Origin of the sequence: Nostoc sp., assembly GCF_036918015.1 — a bacterium.
Lineage (GTDB): Bacteria > Cyanobacteriota > Cyanobacteriia > Cyanobacteriales > Nostocaceae > Nostoc.
This window is the reverse complement of record NZ_JBALEO010000010.1, coordinates 13,749-32,076: the sequence shown is the minus strand read 5'-3', so window position 1 is coordinate 32,076 and position 18,328 is coordinate 13,749. Positions and strand designations below refer to the sequence as shown.

Annotated in this window: 11 protein-coding genes; 2 read left to right on the top strand and 9 right to left on the bottom strand. The window is 45.7% G+C overall.

All coding sequences use genetic code 11. The features are described from left to right. Positions 1–372: tetratricopeptide repeat protein (locus V7K61_RS02850; RefSeq protein WP_335050777.1), on the top strand; the 372-nt coding region annotated here is incomplete at its 5' end. Between the two features lie 163 nt (positions 373–535). Further along, a complete protein-coding gene (locus V7K61_RS02845; RefSeq protein ID WP_335050775.1) occupies positions 536–733 on the top strand; it encodes a hypothetical protein in 198 nt (65 codons plus the stop codon). A gap of 41 nt (positions 734–774) precedes the next feature. Here V7K61_RS02845 and V7K61_RS02840 read toward each other — a convergent pair whose 3' ends face one another. The 9 genes from V7K61_RS02840 to V7K61_RS02800 form a co-directional block, all read right to left on the bottom strand. Beyond that, positions 775–3,015 carry a hypothetical protein gene (locus tag V7K61_RS02840; protein ID WP_335050773.1) on the bottom strand — a complete coding sequence of 747 codons (2,241 nt, stop codon included), beginning with the start codon at positions 3,013–3,015 and terminating at the stop codon, positions 775–777. Positions 3,016–3,050: 35 nt separating this feature from the next. Further along, positions 3,051–4,313: a GAF domain-containing protein gene (locus tag V7K61_RS02835; protein WP_335050771.1), complete on the bottom strand. Its 1,263-nt coding sequence runs from the start codon at positions 4,311–4,313 to the stop codon at positions 3,051–3,053. Positions 4,314–4,556: 243 nt separating this feature from the next. Then, complete coding sequence (locus V7K61_RS02830) at positions 4,557–5,582, bottom strand: chemotaxis protein CheW (RefSeq protein WP_335050769.1); 1,026 nt, start codon at positions 5,580–5,582, stop codon at positions 4,557–4,559. Between the two features lie 97 nt (positions 5,583–5,679). Further along, positions 5,680–8,835 carry a hybrid sensor histidine kinase/response regulator gene (locus tag V7K61_RS02825; protein WP_335050767.1) on the bottom strand — a complete coding sequence of 1,052 codons (3,156 nt, stop codon included), beginning with the start codon at positions 8,833–8,835 and terminating at the stop codon, positions 5,680–5,682. Between the two features lie 157 nt (positions 8,836–8,992). After that, the gene (locus V7K61_RS02820) at positions 8,993–14,239 is read right to left on the bottom strand and encodes a GAF domain-containing protein (RefSeq protein ID WP_335050764.1); all 5,247 of its coding nucleotides are present in this window, start codon (positions 14,237–14,239) and stop codon (positions 8,993–8,995) included. A gap of 364 nt (positions 14,240–14,603) precedes the next feature. Then, the gene (locus tag V7K61_RS02815) at positions 14,604–15,137 is read right to left on the bottom strand and encodes a chemotaxis protein CheW (protein WP_335050762.1); all 534 of its coding nucleotides are present in this window, start codon (positions 15,135–15,137) and stop codon (positions 14,604–14,606) included. 14 nt (positions 15,138–15,151) lie between these two features. Further along, positions 15,152–15,514, bottom strand: a complete 363-nt coding sequence (locus V7K61_RS02810; RefSeq protein ID WP_094345744.1) for a response regulator transcription factor — start codon at positions 15,512–15,514, stop codon at positions 15,152–15,154. 145 nt (positions 15,515–15,659) lie between these two features. Then, on the bottom strand, positions 15,660–17,015 hold the full coding sequence (locus tag V7K61_RS02805; protein WP_335050760.1) for a response regulator: 1,356 nt from the start codon (positions 17,013–17,015) through the stop codon (positions 15,660–15,662). Between the two features lie 454 nt (positions 17,016–17,469). Then, complete coding sequence (locus tag V7K61_RS02800; RefSeq protein ID WP_335050758.1) at positions 17,470–18,168, bottom strand: gas vesicle protein GvpC; 699 nt, start codon at positions 18,166–18,168, stop codon at positions 17,470–17,472. Between the last annotated feature and the right edge of the window lie 160 nt (positions 18,169–18,328).

Here is an 18,328-nt window from a genome sequence, read left to right as displayed (position 1 = left end):
CGTGGTAATGCTCGTTCAGATTTAGGAGATTTTGAGGGCGCAATTGAAGATTATACTCAGGCAATCCAGATTAATCCTAGTTATGCTGATGCTTACTACAACCGTGGTAATGCTCGTTCAGATTTAGGAGATTTTGAGGGCGCAATTGAAGATTATACTCAGGCAATCCAGATTAATCCTAGTTATGCTGATGCTTATTATAATCGTGGCAATATTCGTTTAGAAATTGCAGATAAACAGGGAGCAATTGAGGATTTTCAAAAAGCGGCAGACATCTATCGTAAAGAAGGTAAGTTAGAAGCACTCAAAGATACACGAGAAATAATATTAGATTTAGAAATAGAAGAATCGTTAGATATTTTAAACTTCTAGATACAACTATAGCAATCCGATAGCAAAGCGGTAGCGAGTCAGACGCTCCTGCGTCGCTAACGCTGCGCTATCGAGCGTCTTTGATTTCTGAATCACTCGTAGAGGTAAGGGACTCTTTACTGGGGACACTTCTCTACGAGAGGCTGCGCCAACGACAAGCTCAGTGCATCGCTGGTGTCGTTATCAGTATCGATACTCAAAGCCAGTTAGCGATCGCGTCATGGTGCGCGTACTCAATTTAGACGGTGATGGACAAGCCGATCTCACCGTTCATGGAGGAGTAGATAAAGCAGTCTATGTAACCCATTCGAGCATTACGATTATTGGCGAAATGAATTGTCTGACACAGAGTTACCGCTAGGGTTCTTTCTTATTTTTGATTTATGCAAGAGGTCTATTGATTCAAGTTAGAGATTTTGTGAGAAGATGACCATCCAAAACCAGGCTAAGTTGCCCATTGGCAAGAATGCTAGTTCCTTGGATATAAGCAGCAACTGGGATTGCTTCCCCCAGAGGATGGATCGCAGCGGATTGTTTGCCGATGATGCAATCTACTTCTAAAGCACATCGTTTGTCTAAGTAACTAAATACTAATAAAGGCTTATCCTGCTTGAAAGCATTTAGTGTATCTGTGCTGTAAGTAGTAACTGAGGTGGGAAGCTGGTTAGGACAAATCAGCACATCAGTCAATAAGTGGATAGGGACGAGCATTTCTGTTGTTAGATCCTCACGATCGCAACCAAGGAAGCCACTGGTGCCAGAAGACTGCAAAAATAACATACGTCCCGCTTGAGTTTGGATAATTTGTTCGGACTGGGATAGACAAATCTGCTCTACAGAATCGGCAATAAATGCATAGACTCTGGAGTTAGCTTGACAGACGATAAGTTGAGCAATTTTTTGATCGAGGGGAATTTGGAGCGAGAAGGCTGTACCATGTCCAGCTTTAGACTTCAATACTATTCTTCCCTGAATAGCTGTTAATTGCTTGCAAACTTCAGTTAATTCTACTCCTAACTCTAAGGCAGCGCGATCGCATAAAACAGATGAAACCTCTGGTTCAAGTACTAGTTCTTGTAAAATATCCCCTGGTTTTGTCAGGGCGAGTCCTTGGGCTAAAGCTTGTTGATAAATTTGAGATAAGTTAATTCCTGCGCCATCATCACAGCCATCAATAATCAGTTGATTTCCTTGCTGGTAAACTTCAATTTCAATAATACCGATGCTATTTTTACCTAGCTGTTGGCGTGTTTGACGAGACTCAATACTTTGCTCTAGTAAATAGCAACTGATATGCAACAGGAGAGCATGGAGGCGATCGCTAAATGCCCGATTGACTTGGATATCGCTAACTTGTAAATATAGTTTAGCAGACTTATCTTGTAGAGCTTGTAACTGAGACCAAAGCCGATGCAACGGTTCTAAGGCTACTTTTAAAGGAATAGTTGTAACTTTTTTGACTAAATTGGCAGAATGGTTAAGCAGCTTTTCCTGCTGTATGAGTTCTTGTTTGAGTTGATGATGATTGTTATTCAGCGAATCAACAGTTGATGCTACCTGAGACGCTTCAGCCAAAACAGATTGCAGAGTACTGTACAATTGCTGAGAGCGAGAAGCAGCTAGAGGAGAAAGGGTATCTGAAATTGCTGCTAAACGTCCTGACCATTCCTGTAGGTTATCGAGCAGGTGTTGTAATCGTTTAACTTGTCGGAGCAACCGCCCGATCGTATGTTGTTGTTCTTCTTCTTGACAGGCTTGCTGATTATATGTAGTTAATAATGTCGCAACTAGCACATTGAGTTGTTCGAGATGCTTAATATTGATGGGTGTGGCGGTTGGAATACTTGTTGCAACAATGGTAGAAATGGATTCTTGCAAAGAGAGTGGATGGCGATCGCGAACAGATTTAACTAGGGATGCAACAGAAGTTTCAGTAGGCAGGGAAAAATCCCCCAACCAAGCATGAAAATCTCCTTCTCCATACTCCTCCGGGTTTGCTAGTTCCCCTACATTGATGGGAAGCTGCTCGGTATCTACGCGAACAAGGCTGCCAGACTGGGGGGTAGTTTCATCTATTAGTTCCCTGTCAAGACTTTCCTTGTCTTTAACGATAACTTGCTCCGCAGAAGATTCTACCTCGGCCAAGCGATCGCCAAATTGAATAACTGGTTGATATTCTTGCGGTTGCTCTATCGATGTCTCAAGGTTTGTTTCCTGGGGGATAACGCTTTGTTGGCGATCGCCAAACTCTGCTTGTAGACGAGCAACAATGGCAGACATCCGCTCCAGAATTTCTACTTCGTCAATTTGCGAGGCTGTTAAAAATGCCATCAACAGCATCTGTAGGCAATCTAATCCTTCCGACAACAGGGAGGCGATTGGGGCGTTGACAGTTGCCCGATACTGATGCAGCAGCTGAAAAATCTCTTCTAGTGCAGCCGCAACGATGGCAATGGCATCTAACTCAGCTGCTATGGCAATCGAATGCAGAGAGCTAGCAGCTTCCATGAGAGCCAAAGCTGTACCAGGGTTACTGTCTTTTGTATAGTTAGGCAACTCCTGCTCCAAGAACAGTAACAAATCGATCGCTTCTTCTAGGAAGCGATCGTCGTTCTGCGGTTGGGGGACAAAATCGGTACTCATGAACAACTCTCGTTTCTATGGGGTTTGTGACAATTCTATGGCTTCGATATTGTTTGGAGGCTACAAGCAGCGATGTCAGCGATCGCTTTGAATTGCTCCTGGATTTGCGCGATTGACTCCAACCCCGCACTGATTTGGCGATCGCACGGTTCGATAGCAGAAGCAACGTCTGCTGCTGCCACCTGGAGTTCTTGGAACCATTCCTCTATATTTAGGGTGCTGTCGCGGGCTTGACGGGCGAGAATTTCCACCTGTTCGGCAGCAGCTAACAAACCTCTTTCCCGATCGCTAGCTTTTGTGGCTTCGATGGCTGTATTCAAGGACAAAACCTGAATTTTGGTACTCAAGCCTTCCACAAGGCGAATAAAGTCAGAAGCTTGCTGGCAAAATTCACCAAGATATTGCAGCTGTTTATTAGTAATAGCAACAGTATCTTGAATAGACATTAAATGCTCGGCGGCAAGCTCGGCGATTCTTGCTCCTGCTTGTACAGCCTGGCTCACCTGCTGAAATGGCACTAGTAACTCAGAGCGATCAGCCTTTTGGGGAGGCTGCGACAGATGTTGAGCAGGTGGAGCTACTATTTCAGCGCAGCGCAAGTTAATTGTCAACATCATTCCTACTTGTTGCAGCAAACTGCGCTCTGCTTCCTGCCATTGTCGGGGTTGGAGGCAATGATGAATAACTAAAAAACCCCAAGGCTGTTGTTTGACAATCAAGGGTAAGCACAGGCTAGCTTGCACCTGAAAGCGTTGCCAAAATTGCTGTTGCCGGGGAGTTAATTCTAATACTTCAGTGAGGTTGCCCTGCGAGTTTTGTCCGTCGCCAATATCGGGTTTATTAACAAACAAATTTATCGGTAGGGATTGGTTAAGCAGGGATGTCCAACCCGCTTGTATCGCTTCAGCGATCGCTCGACTGCGATTATCTTCTTCAAAACGATAAATCAAAACGCGATCGGCGTTGAGAACATCTCGCAGGGCGGTAACTGTAACCTCCAAAAGTGCAGTTTGACCCTTTGCCTGTTGCATTTGCCGATCGATGGCCGCAAGTTGTTCTCGCTGGAGTTGAAAAGCCCCTCGAACATTTTGATCGTTGTCACTGGGTGAATCCTTAGCCAAAGCTTGGATAAAAGCTTCGATTTGACTCACCTTCTGCTGCAATTGAGCGACCTTTGGCCCCTTAGCAGATTGAAAGACTGCTTTGATTAGAGCCACATTAGCCAAAATTTCTTCTATCTGGATTTCATTTTCAACAGCCTGGGTTTCAGAATTAGGGTCTAAAGTTGCGATCGTCACAGAAAACTCCTTGGCAGCATCAAGTCAAATATAAAAAGCAGGGGAGCAGGGAGCAAGCCTGGATTTCTCACAAGTGAGAAATCCAAGGGGTGTGGGAGGTGTGGGAGGTGTGGGAGGTGTGGGAGGTGTGGGAGGTGTGGGAGGTGTGGGAGGTGTGGGAGGTGTGGGAGGATGGGGAAGAAGTCTTACCCCCCACACTCCCCACACTCCCCACACTCCTCTTCCCCTGCCCCCTGCCTCTTATCAGTGGGTTTGCCATTGCAATGTCTGGGCGATCGCTCTGGTGTCTAAAATCCAGCGATCGCCTGGCAGAATACCTCGAACAAAATTTAGCAGTTTGTTTGGGGAAAAGTCGGTTGGTGCTGATTGTGCTTGCTGTAAATCCTGCCACTCTACATCGTAGACATGAGCCACCAAAAACCCGATTACCTGATTTTGCAGTTCGATAACCAGAACCATTGGCTTTTCTGGTCGTGACTGCCGCTTCAAAAGCGGCGCATAACCAAGCAAATGTTCCAAATCAACCACCCGCAGCATCTGTCCTTGCCAATTATAGAAACCTAAAATCCAACTTGGTAAGGCCGGGGCTGGGGAAATTTCTTGGCTAGCGAGATGAATAATGTCCTGTAATGAGTGGAATGGTAGCAATCCACTTCCTCCATCGCCCAAGGAAAAACGCAGAAATCTTTGCCGTTGTTCGCCTGATGTCAGCCCAGGAGCCAAGGCTGGGGTTGTTCCGGGCAACCCCAACTTATCAGCCAATATCTGGCTCATACCAAAAAGAAGTACTTTGAGTGGTTCCTCGTTTGCTGCTACAGGCAAAACAGCCATGTGGCTCACACAGCTTAACTCCGCCACTTGCCGATAAGACCAAGGCACCGGACGCACTGCTGACAAAGGAATATCGATTAAGGCAGGGGGCTTGTCCACAGGAATGCCACAAATTTCCCCAGTCCGCGTTTGAGTCAGAAGTAAGAAGCGCCCTGAAGTGTCAACCGCAGAGGGAACTTGATGCGGCTGTTGGGCTTGCACTTGCTGAATGAACTTTTGGCGCAAGTCCACAATTGTGATGGTTTGCGCTCCCAAATCAACCATCCCGATACCACTTTCAACCGTACTCCTAATAGGGGGACAAGCCATCACCTTGAGAACTGCACCAACTGGCAGGGCAAATAAATAGTCTGCGATCGCAAAAACAACGACTCGTAATGAGTCGCGCTCGCTCACAGCGCCAGATAATCGCTTAAACGGAAAGGGAGTGTTAAGCATAGGAAAGTTACGGGTGGGGGCAGGGGGCAGGGGAAGCAGGGGGCAGGGGGCAGGGGAAGCAGGGGGGAGAAAAAAGGCTTAACCCAAGGGTATTGGGTTAAGGGTTATGAACTAGTTCAGCGATCGCGGTTAGGAAATTTTGTTCTGAATAGGGTTTGGTCATGTAAGCTTTTGCTCCTAGAGCTAAAGCTAATTGGCGGTGCTTCTGTCCGCTACGGGTAGTCAGCATCACCACAGGAATCCCGGACAAACGCTCGTCTTGGCGACGGTGTTCTAAAAACTCAAATCCATTCATCTGCGGCATTTCAATGTCACAAATCACTAAATCAACATCACCGTGTTGCAGGATTTGCGCGATCGCCTCTCGACCATCGGCTGCTTGCAACACTTGATAGTCGGCTTTCTGGAGCGTCTGCACCAAACTTTGCCTTTGTACAACCGAATCTTCTACCACTAGCACCATCAGTCGGTTAGGTTGAGCAACGGCTGTATTGACTTCCATCGGCTGTTGCTGCGGTTGCGTTATCGTTAGCTGGGATTGCTGCCCCTCTAGAGTCAGAACAGGCTCAGGCGCAGGCAATAGTTTAGTTGCAATTGATGCCGGGGAAGTCGGGATCATGTCTGTCTCCCAAGTTTGCCGAACTAACTCCAACGGGTCAACGATTAGGGTAAGACTACCATTTCCCAACACGCTGTAGCCTTGGATGTAACTAGGTAAAGTCAGGACTCTGCCGAGGGATTTAATTACTAATTCCTGCTCGACTAAAATCTGATCGACTTGCAAACACAAGTATTGATGCTCTGTTTCCAACAGCAGCAGAGGTTCGACGGTGTTCCGTTGTTTGACTGGAAAAGGACTGAGGTTTAAATTGTGGTCTTGGGTCAATAAAGGATATTTGTAATCCAGCAAATCGGCAAGCGGGCGGATGGGAACGAGTTGCAGACTTTGCCCTTCTCCCCACTGCCAGAATTTTTGGCTGCCTTGCCCGTGTAAAGATTGCTGGACTTGAATCTGCTCTGGCTGCGGTAATAAAACCTGGCTAACTCCTTCAGACAGCAAGCCATAAGTAATACCTTGAGATTGACAAACGAGCAAGCGTGCCGTTGTCAAGCTTAGAGGCAATTGCAGCATGAAGGTGGTTCCCTGCCCTAAAATCGATCGCACCACAATCGAACCTTGTAAAGTTTGCAATTGAGTGCGAACGACATCTAAGCCGATACCACGGCCAGATAACTCACCAACCTGCTTGGCGGTAGAAAAGCCTGGTTCAAATAATAACTCTGCCAGTTGGTCTTCTGAGGCGTAGGCGGCTTGTTCGGGAGTCAGCAGGTGTTTTTCTATAGCTCGCTGACGAATGGCTTCCCAGTTTAAGCCTCGACCATCATCCCGTACCTCAATAATAGTGCGGTTGCCTTGATGATAAGCTTGAATTGTAATTGTTCCGGTTTCTGGTTTACCCTGCTGGCGGCGGGTTTCTACCGGTTCAATGCCGTGATCGAAGGCATTACGAATCATGTGCAGCAAGGGATCGTACAGCTGCTCAGAAATGGCTTTATCCACCAGTACCTTCGTACCGCCAAGCTTGAGTTCAACAGGCTTATGATAAGTTGCTACCATCTGTTGCAGCAGCCGCGGTAATCGATTCAACACTGTTCCCAGTGGAACCATTCTGGCTTGCAGCAAATCTTCCTGCGCTCCTGAAAGCAGTTGCTTGCGCTTTCCGAGACTGAAGCGAGATTGCTGAACTAAGCCATTAACAGCCTCAATCCGTTCTCCTAATTGCACCATGTCTTCTGTAAGATTTTGCAGGAGAATGTGCAACTCGCTATAATTATCCATTTCTAAGGCATCAAAATTGGATTGTGCCTCGGCAGTTGGGGAAACAGAGATAACTGAGCGGGGAGATACACGTATATGTCGCTGCTTGCGTTCGGGAAGCAGCAGATGTCGATCCGACCAAGTAAAAACTTTACTAAGTTGTTTTTGACAGTACAAAAACTGTAGTAGAGTGTCTTGAGCTGCTTTCTGGATGTGGTTAGATTGCAGGTTTTGTTGGTTTTCGCTGATTAGCAATTCCCCAATTGTATGGCTGAGGCGATCGAGCTGTTCGATCGCGACTCGGATACTGGGAAGTGATGCCGATGATTGAGCCTGGAGGCTTGGCGCTGGTGGTGGAGAAGTTGGCCGATCTGAGTCTGAGTATCGGCAAGATGTCTCTGGATCTCCGATCCAGATTGACTGTAAAATCCGCTCTATGGCAGAGGGGACTACTACCGAATCCTGAGAATGAGAAATAGGTGCCAGTACCTCCGGTGCTTTCGCTACTGAGTTATCAGTCCGCTTCGGGAAAAACGACCAAATTGATTCCGCTTCGCTGGCACTGAGGAGGGGGGATGGCTGATTCTCAGTTGTAGTCGTTTGTGTTGGTTGGGCAGCGATCGCAACTGGCTGCCTTTGCGGTTCTGGGACAGGAGTAGTGAGCATTGCCCATTCTCGCAATTGCGGAGATATCTCTCCCCCTTGAGTGCGATCGCCTGCAAGTACTGCTGTTTGAGCTGCTTTAAAATTTTCTAAAGCTACCTGAGCGATTTCCAGTACTTTGTCTGGATGTGCTTTGAGCGCGTTTAGCGTCGCCTGGGCAATTTCTTCCAATCCAGATAAGCCATAAGATGCTGCTAGTTCGACAAAAAATTCGGCTTGAGAGTTGAGTGTTGTTTGAATTTGTTGCGGATCTTGGCTTTGAATGTCAGTTTCCAACTGTTGCAAATCCTGGAGTACACTCCCGGAAAAGATTGACTCTACGACATCAAAGCCAAGTTCTTCCGAAGTGGGAAGCAGAGCCTCACGACCAAAAAAGTCGCCTAGTTTATGTTGGAGTTGGGCGAAGATTGAGGCAGTGCGATCGAGTATTTCTGCCTCATTGCAGGATAAGCCCATCAAGGCTGCACTCAATGGAGTTCGCAGGCATTCATAAGCATCTAGAAGCAAAGCACCCAATTCTGGATCGATTTCCAATTCTGGAGCGTATAACGCTTGGAAAACATCTTCCAAATGATGGGCAATTGTCTGAATAGTTTCTTGCCCAACACTGGCAGCACTCCCTTTGATAGTATGGGCGCTTCGCATCAAGGCATGAACTTTTTCTATTGTTTTTTCATCAAGTAAACCGATCAGATTCTGCTCAATGGTTTGCAACAACTCTGCCGCTTCCGCAAGAAAAGCCTGCTCTTGATTACTGGGATCGGGGTTCATAATACGCTTGGTGTCAAGGAGATTTATCTGTTAAGGCAGGCAGGGGGAGCAGGGGAGGCAGGGGAGCAGAGGAGAGTTGTTTCTCCCCTGCCCCTCTGCCCCTCTGCCCCTCTGCTCCTCTGCCTTATCCTGAGAACAAATATTCACCACGACTTACTTAGTCAACTTTGAACTGGCTAACGCTGGTTTCCAGTTGTTGTGAAGTCATCCGTAGTTCCTCAAAAGACTCGGAAATGTGCATGGCACTTTCTGAAGTCTTACGGGCGATCGCCGAAACATCCATCATCGCCTCTGTCAATATGTGAGATTGCTGACTTTGATGGGAAACTGCTTCGGTAATTCCTTGTACTAGTCCACCAATTTCGTTGGTAGCTACGACGATCGCACTTAGGGAATGACGAGTTTCATCGATCAAGTTCGAGCCTTGAACAACTTGGCTAATCCCTATTTCCATTGCTTCGGTAACTTCGTTGGTGCCAGCTTGAATTTCTTGCACGAGTCGCTCAATTTCTGTGGTGGCACTAGCCGACTGATAAGCCAGAGAACGAACTTCATCTGCAACCACCGCAAAGCCTTTGCCATACTCTCCAGCACGGGTAGCCTCGATGGCAGCATTGAGTGCCAGCAAATTAGTTTGAGTGGCAAAGTTTTCAATCAGACTCACTACTTTCGAGATTTTCTGAGAAGCTTCACCAAGGCGTTTAATCTTCTTCGCTGTTTCCGACACGGTTTCCCGAATCTCCAAAATGCCCTCTACGGTTTTTTCCATCAGGATATCACCAGCTTGGACGGTGTTATTAGCTCTTTGAACCGCCTGTCCGACTTTTTGGGCATCAGCAGCAACTATCTGGGTGGAAGTTACCATCATTTGTAATTGTTCCAGAGCGTGTTCGAGCCGTTCTGCCTGCTGTTGAGCTTGGTCAGATAGTTTCACTACTGAGATCGTATTATTGCTGGAAGTTTCACTCACCCTACCAGCAGAAACCTGCACTTGTCGCACTAAATCTCGCAAACTTTGGATCGTAGTATTGTAACCATCGGCGATCGTCCCAATTTCATCTTCAGATAAGGGCGCTCGAACGGTAAGATCGCCTCTGAAGGATGGTTCCAAAGCCATGAGAACGCGGATAGCTCCTTGTTGGAGTTTTTCGCGGGCGGTGCGTTCGCGCTCTGCTGCTTCTGCTAGTTGCTGCTCTTGAATACGCACCTGTGTTAGGTAATCTGCAAGATTCAGGGCAATACCAATCTGGACGCTGGCTTGGTTGAGAACATCCTCTTCGGATTGCTCCCACTGGCGCGGTGCGCTATTTTGATAAACTCCCATCAGCCCCCAGAGCCGATTTTCTTGAAAAATCGGAGAAATCATGTAGGCTTTAGTTCCCCACATCTCTAACAATTGGACGTGACATTCGTCATGACCGACAGTATATATATTGTCAACCCGCAAACTTTCTTTGCGGACATAACGTCCTCCTTGGTTGTACTGGAGATAGGTATCTCTAACTTTGGCCAAGCTAGTTCCCACCAACTTAGGCCAATCCCCAGTCACAGACTCAACTACAAATTCTCCAGACCAATCAGGCTCAAAACGGTAAACTCCAACTCGATCTACTTTCAGCAGTTGACGAAGTTCGTGGGTGGCAAACTGGATAAATTCCAGAACATTACCATTACTTTGGGCCATTTCTGTTAACCGACTTGGCAGGCGATAGGAAAATCGGGCGTTTGCTACTTCCCGTTCTGCCAGTTTGATCAGTTCCTCATTCTTGGTTAGAGTTTGTTGTAAGTATTGCGATTGCTGGACGGCAACCCCAAACTGCGTGCCGATTTTCGCTACCAAGTTGACTTCATTCTCTTGCCATTGCCGCGGCCCGCTATTTTGGTAAGCTCCTAACAAACCCCAGAGCTTGTTTCCGGCAATAATCGGGGTGATGATATAGGCTCTAATCTGGAATTGCTCTAGAATTTTCAAGTGGCACTGAGCATGGCCAGCAGTGTAAACGTCATTAATCACAAAGGTCTCGTTGTTGCGATAGCGTCCACCTTGAGTTTGTTGGAGGTGTTCGTCTTCCCATATAGTCCTGATATCGGGGCCAACCAAAGCCACCCATTCACGACTTACGGATTCGGCAACAAACTCCCCACCCCAATCTGGATTGAAGCGATACACGGCTAGACGATCGCATTCTAAATGCGATCGCAATTCTGGTAAGGCATTGCGGAAAATCGTATCTAGCTCTTGAACTTGGCGAATTTTTTCTGAGAGCCGTGTCAATGCTCGTTCCCCTTCTGCGGTTCGCGCTAATTCTGCATTCTTCTTCTTGAGCTGTTCGATATACTTAATCTGTTGCAAACCTATACCCATTTGCACAGCTATTTTTCGCAACAGTTGCACATCCTTAGATTGCCACTGCCGAGGGCCAGTATTTTGGTATGCTCCTAAAAAGCCCCAGAGTTTGCTTCCAATAAAGATCGGAGCGAGCGCGTAAGCTTTGGCCTGCATTTTGTCTAACATCTCTACGTAGCACTGAACGTGACCGGCAGTGGAGATATCATTGACAACAAAGGTTTCATGATTGCGATAGCGTCCGCCCTGAGTTTCTTGTAGGTGTTCGTCCATCCAAATCGTTTTGATGTCAGAACCCCCTAAAGACAGCCATTGATCTTTTACAGATTCGGCAATAAACTCCACACTCCAGTCGGGATGAAAGCGAAATATTGCTAGGCGATCGCACTGTAGTTGTTTGCGTAAACTTGGCAGCACATTCAGGAAAATTGTATCTACGTCTTGAGCTTGGCGAATTTTTTCCACCATCCCTGTCAGCACCTGTTCCTCTTCTGCTGCTCGCGCTAACTCTGTATTCTTCGTTCTCAGTTGTTCGATGTACTCGGCTTGCTGGACGCTTAACCCGAACTGAACGCCCAATTTGGTCACTAATCGCACCTCCTCGGAATTCCACTGGCGCGGGCCGCTATTTTGGTAAGCTCCTAATAAACCCCAAAGTTTGTTTCCAGCAAAAATCGGGGCGATGGTGTAGGCTTTAACCTGGAACTGCTCCAACAGGTCGATGTGGCACTGGGCATGACCAACAGTATAGATGTCATTGACGGCAAAAGTTTCATTGTTGCGATAGCGTCCGCCTTCGGTTTGCTGTAGGTGTTCGTCTTTCCATACGGTCTTGATATCGGGGCCAACCAGAGGCACCCAGTCAGTTCCGACAGATTCAGCAATAAATTCACCACTCCAGTCAGAGTCGAAGCGATATATTGCTAGGCGATCGCATTTAAACAACTGCCGCAATTCTGCCAAGGTAGTGCGGTAAATTGTTTCTGGGTGTTGGGAATGAAGCATTCTATCCGTCATTCGGGCGATGGCGTGTTCTACTTCAGCTACTTGGGTCATTTCGAGATTTTTTAACCGTAGCTGTTCGATATATTCAGCTTGCTGGAGGGCAATGCTCAACGGTTCGCCGATCTGCAACAAAGCACCGGTCTCTTCTTCAGTCCATTTCCGCACATCAGAATTCTGATAGGCTGCTAACAAACCCCAAAGATTACCAGCGCGGAAGATGGGAACATTAATGTATGCTTTGGCTTGGAACTTCTCTAATGTTTCTAAATAGCAAGGTGAAAAACCAGCAGCAGAAATATCGTTGACTTTACGAAAGCGTGTTCCTTTGGTGTACACTCCACCCTGGGTTTCCTTCAGATAGGTATCGGCATCAGGTTTAATCGGGGAGGCATAATCCTTAATATTGCAACGCTCTGAAGATAGCAGACCTGTTTTTAAAATGCTGTCTTGTTCCTGCATCTCCAACAGTGACGACCAACCAGCAGCCACAGATTCAGCGATCACTTCTCCACTCCAGTCTGGATAAATTTGATAAATGACAACGCGATCGCATTTTAAAAATCGCCGCAACTCTTGGGTGGTAATGCGGAAAAGGGTGCGAAGATCCGTTGCTTGCCCAATCTTTTCAATGATGCCGAAAACAGTACGTTCTCGTTCAACAAGTTTGGCTGACTCCTCAGAGCGGTGATAAAGTTGTTGCTGATATTGCACCTGTTGAATAGCAATACTAGACAGAGTTGCAACCTGCACCATTAGTCGAACTTCACTATCTTTCCACTGACGAGGCTGAGAATTTTGATAGGCAGCGAGCAAGCCCCACAACTTTTCTCCCTGGAAGATGGCAACAATAATGTATCCTTTGGCTTGATAGGTTTCTAAAACTTTGATATAGCAGTCAGAAAAACCAGCACTGTAGATATCATTCGTGACTCGATAAATCTGTCCGCGATGGAAATTTTTGCCTTGGGTGTGCTGAATGTAGCTATCTGCACTGGGCGATCGCCCTGTTGTCCCAACCAATCCCCCTTCGTCTGCAAGGTTCCTAACACTGCAATAGTTAACGTTATTGACAATTGCTGGGTTGTTTCGCTGTTCTTCTAATAGAGAAACCCACTCAGATCCAGCAGATTCAGCGATAAATTCCCCACTCCAATCTGGCTGGAAACGATAGATTGCCACGCGATCGCATTTTAATGACTGTCGCACTTCTTGGGTGGCAACGCGAAAGATGGTATCCAAATCTTTGGATTGGAGAATTTTATTTGCTACACCGACCAGGGTTTGGTCTTTTTCTACTTCTTGTTGCAACTTAGCCTGAATCACGGCAACTTGCAGTTGCGCTTCTAATTCCTGCGCGATCAATTTTAGTAACCGAATTTCAGCATTTTGCCACTGGCGAGCAGCAGTGCATTGCTGCACTACCAATAAACCCCAAACCTCATCTTTTACTAAGATTGGCAAACTCACACAAGCTCTTACCTGAAACCGCTCCACGAGCTGCTTTTGGTAAGGGGACAAGCCAGCAGTGTAAGTATCCGCGATCGCGACTAATTTTTCTTGTTGATAAAGCTTGGCAGAACCTAACCCAAAAATGACGGCGGGCAGTTTTTCCTTCAGCATTGGGGTAAAGCCATCCCTCATCCCCTCTGCAACAACTATCCCCAGTGTCGGATTCGTAAACTCATACAGCACGACGCGATCGGCTTGCAGTGAGCTTTGTACCTCCATAACAGCAGTAGCAAGCAAGGTATCTAGATCGGAAAATTGGCGGATTTTGCTAGCGATCGCCTGTACTTGCTCTACCTCTAATCCGTCTCCTCCGTCTTGATACGGCAACACACTTAGCAATTCTTTTAACTTGCGGATTCTCTCTCGCAATGGCCCTGTTTCCACCCAATCAGCTTGATCCAGTTCAGTTCGCAATTCTTCTAGAGCGGAGGTGATTTGCTGTTTTCCTGGTACATCAACGGTATGCCCGTTATCAGTTTCCTTATAACCGTTGCTGGGATTTGACTGAGGTTGGCTCGGTCTAAGATTGTGTTGCGCTACCATGATCTTTCTTGCTATGAAGGTTGTCGGAATTAATAAGTAGAATGCAGAGCGGAGGCTAATTACTAAGAAAGGCAAAAGTGAAAAAGCAGAGGAGCAGAGGGGCAGGGGAGCAGAGGAGAAAAACCACGCCACTTGCGGGTGGGGCTTCAACCAAGGAAGCGAGGGAGCAAGGGAGCTATCGCGCCACTTGCGGGCGAGGCTTTGAACCTTATCTTTTTCGTAAAAAGTTAAAAGGGAAAAGAAAGAAAAAGAAAAATGGTCAAGAGCTGCCTAAATTTATTTATGGGGATTATCTTTTTACTTTTTACTTTTCTAGAACGGCTTCAGCGTCCAGAAGCCTTTGCCGTAGGCAAGTCTGAGTAGTTCACAGAGGCTGAAGGGCTTGAATCACAACCTGGGTGTCAAGTAACATCAAAGGGCTACCTTGAGAATCCACAAAGTAACCCTGTAAGAATGAGCCTAGTCGGCCAGGTAACATCGATGTCGAAATCTCTAACCGCTCTTGGGGGTCATGAACTTCAATGGTATTGACTTGCTCTACCAACAGCCCGACGGTTTGATTCTGGACTTGAACAAGCATCGCCATGCCAGAGTTACGCACACCTTCTCGCCGACACCAGTGTGTTGCTCCCAACAAAGCTGCTAAATCAAGAATCCAGATCGCTTCTCCCCGCCAATTCATTATGCCTAACAAAAATTCTGCTACCTGCGGTACTGGCAAAATCTCGGTCAGCGCAACCTGAATTACTCCTCGCAAATCAGCTAATGGGAGTAACCCATTTACCTTTCCATTCAACGGAAATCTTAAAAACCTCTGGTTGTTTCCTTGAGAAGAGTTTTCAAGTCGAAATTGGCTATTAATGGGTAGCGAAGAAAAGCTATCATTGGCCTGTACCATTGCCCTAGTTTCCTTTAGCGAATAAATTTATTAACAGTCTGGAGCAAGGTATTTTCATCTACAGGTTTGACTAAATAGCCATCGGCACCACTCATAGTGCCCCAAGTTTTATCAACATCTGTATTTTTAGTTGAGCAAATCACTACCGGGATTCCTTTTGTTGTCGGATCGGCTTTCAACTTGCGGCAGAACTCAAATCCACTTTGGCCCGGCAAAATTAAATCCAGTAGAATCAAGTCAGGTTTTTGTTGTTTCAACCTGAGTTGAGCCTCTTCCCCACTGCGAACTTCATAAACTGAATATCCTCCTTGCTCTAAGTAACGTGTCATCTTTTCGGATTCTGTGAGGCTATCTTCAACTAAAAGAACTTTTTTCATTTTTTCCTAACTATTTAATTCAGAATTTGAAAAATGATTGCGATAAATGAATTAACACCAACCCAGATGTAGAAAGCAATTTACAATCCAAAATCTTTTTTGAAAATGGATGTAGGGGAGCCACTGACATGACTACCGCTTCAACCTAAACGCTTAAATACTTGTGAAGCACATTGAGTACTTTCTCTGCTTCTACAGGTTTACCCAAAAAGTCAGTTGCCCCTACTAATTTTGCTCGCATCCGATCTACTATTCCATCTTTCCCCGTTAAGATGACAACCGGCACATTTTTGAGACTTGGAGTTTTACGGATTTGAGAACAAATTTCATAGCCATTCACTTTTGGCATCAACAGATCCAAAAAAATGAAGTCGGGCTTGCTTTTAATTAGGTTTAAAACAGCCGTCAAGGAATCTTGAATGCCAACAAAGCGATAACCTTGATGGGTGAGAATTTCCTCCAAACTGCGACAGATCATCGGACTATCATCCACACAGGCTACTAAAGGTCTTGAGACATCAATAATTGCTCTACTAGCCGCTGGGGGGGCAACTTGTATAACAGCTGGGGGGGCAAATTGTATAACAGTGTTCTCTTCTTTCTTCAGTGAAGAATTGAAATTATTAACTGCACTGGACGGACTGACAATTTCTTTACTAGTCGCTGGGGGAGCAACTTTGTTGAAATTGGGCGCAAATTGTAAAACAGTGTCCTCTTCTGTCTTTAGTGAAGAATTGGAATTATTAACTGCACTGGAGGGGTTGCCAGTTTCTTGACTAATCCCAACCTGCCTGAGTTTTGGGGTAGGTGAAAAAGCGATCGCCCCTGTTTTTACCAATGTCATCAATAACCGAGTCAAAGCTAAGACATCCCGACCGCTTTTTTGCCCTAGACCTCGTAAAGTTTTTGTGCCATCAACTAGAGCAATAATCTGTTTAGAAGATGCTTGTCCTTGGAGTAGCTCAATTTGTTGAATGATCGGAAATAAATTGGGCGAGTAGGTTGCCAGTCCTGCATTTTGCCATTCTTGCCAGGCTTGTGTAGCCCGTTTCAAAACTTCCTCTGTTGGTATTACAGCTAGGAGAACCCCAGGAACTTCACCAACAACGGTAGTAGGTGACAACTGCCCTGCTGGATTGTTGCCATTTCTTTTGGCTTCAATGTACTGCATTATATCAAACAGGACTTCAGTGATTGAGCTTGCAATCAGGCTAACAAGTTGTTGTTGTTCGATTAATTTTTGTTCTCGCAACTTAGCAAGAATGGAATACTCGCGATAATTTTCTTGGGGAGAGACAAGCTGCTCCAACTGTGTCACATCCAGATTAGAACAGTAGCGCAACAAGTGTCGTCGCCATCGCTCATCGGCATTAGAACCGCCAGCCTGCCAAATTAATCGTCCTAAACGAAAATATAGCGTCCAAGTCGGCCCATCCCTTGCTTCAAGATTCAGCCTGCCTGTAAATAATTTAGTTTGAAGTTGCTCGATCAATTGATTCACAATGGATCGCACCTCCTTATATATCTTGAGTTTTGCATTTACATTAGAATTTCTCAAACAATCCAGCTTACTAACTTCATTGTGAGATTGCCAATAGCACAGTTCAAAATCTTGATTGAGCTATCCCAGCTTGTTATATCCCTTTGTAATCTGGATATTTTTAAAGTTCAATGCCGGAAGCTTGAACAAAGATTTAAGCTCTTTTTCTAATTATTAATAGGTTAACTAATTATTAATAGGTTAACTTTTTGCCATATTACATCTACTGAGCAAATTGCTTGTATAGATGGAGTTGCAATACAGACCTGAAAAAGATGGAAATGTTGAATACTACAAAGCATAGACCAGCTTTAATGCTTATCGGTTGTGTACTCTGTTGCTTAAGGCGACAGATACAAGCGATCGCCCAACAGCTAGTCTGCAAATACAAAAAATCAGCTTGAATGTAAGTTTGTCAAGAAATTGCTTGTTGGCGAATAAAGTACTGGCGATCGCGTTGTTCTAGTACGCCTTGCTTGATCAAGGAGCGCAGGACATCTATGGTTTGCACCCGGCTTAAGCCTATCACTTCTTCAATTTCTATCAGAGTAGCTCCTTCAGCTTGCTGAATGTATTGCTGCACTTTAGATTTAACAGTATCTGCATTCAAGGCAGGCACTTTCTTAGTCATGGTATTGGCGGAAGGACGAAAACCATTAGCTTTAATTGCAGAACGGGAAATTGACCATTTTGGAACTGTTACAACTAATTTTTCTTCTTTAGCAGGAGTCGGGGAAACTGGTTGTTCGGGACTGCGATCGCCCCAAACACTGTTATGTAAGATTTCCCGGAAATTTTGCAAGTTTTGAAATAATGCCTGAGCCTTTGCTGATCGCTGTTGGCGGTATTCTTGCTGGCGTTGCGAGACATCTGTTTTTATTTGCAATATTTCCAATTGCCGCTCGACAATCTCTTGCTGAAATTGCTGCTGTTGTAACTTTCTGTTGTTGTCAAGGCTGGTAACAAAACTGCTCAATTCTTGATGAACCACATCTGCTTGCAGCTGAAATTCTTGTTGAGTTAGCTGTTTCCACTGATTAACTTTTTGACGACGTTCAGCAGTTATTTGCAATCGCTGCGATCGCTCTTGTTCCCATAAATTCTTGAGAGCCATCAGATGATATCTCCTATTTTGTTAACTAGAAATATTAAATAAGCTGTTACGCATTTAATTTGTACATTTACCTGATGACTGATGACAGATGACTGTTAACCGTCAATAATCATCTGTCAACGACCATCAAGAGTGTTTATATACTTTAGACGCGCATCAG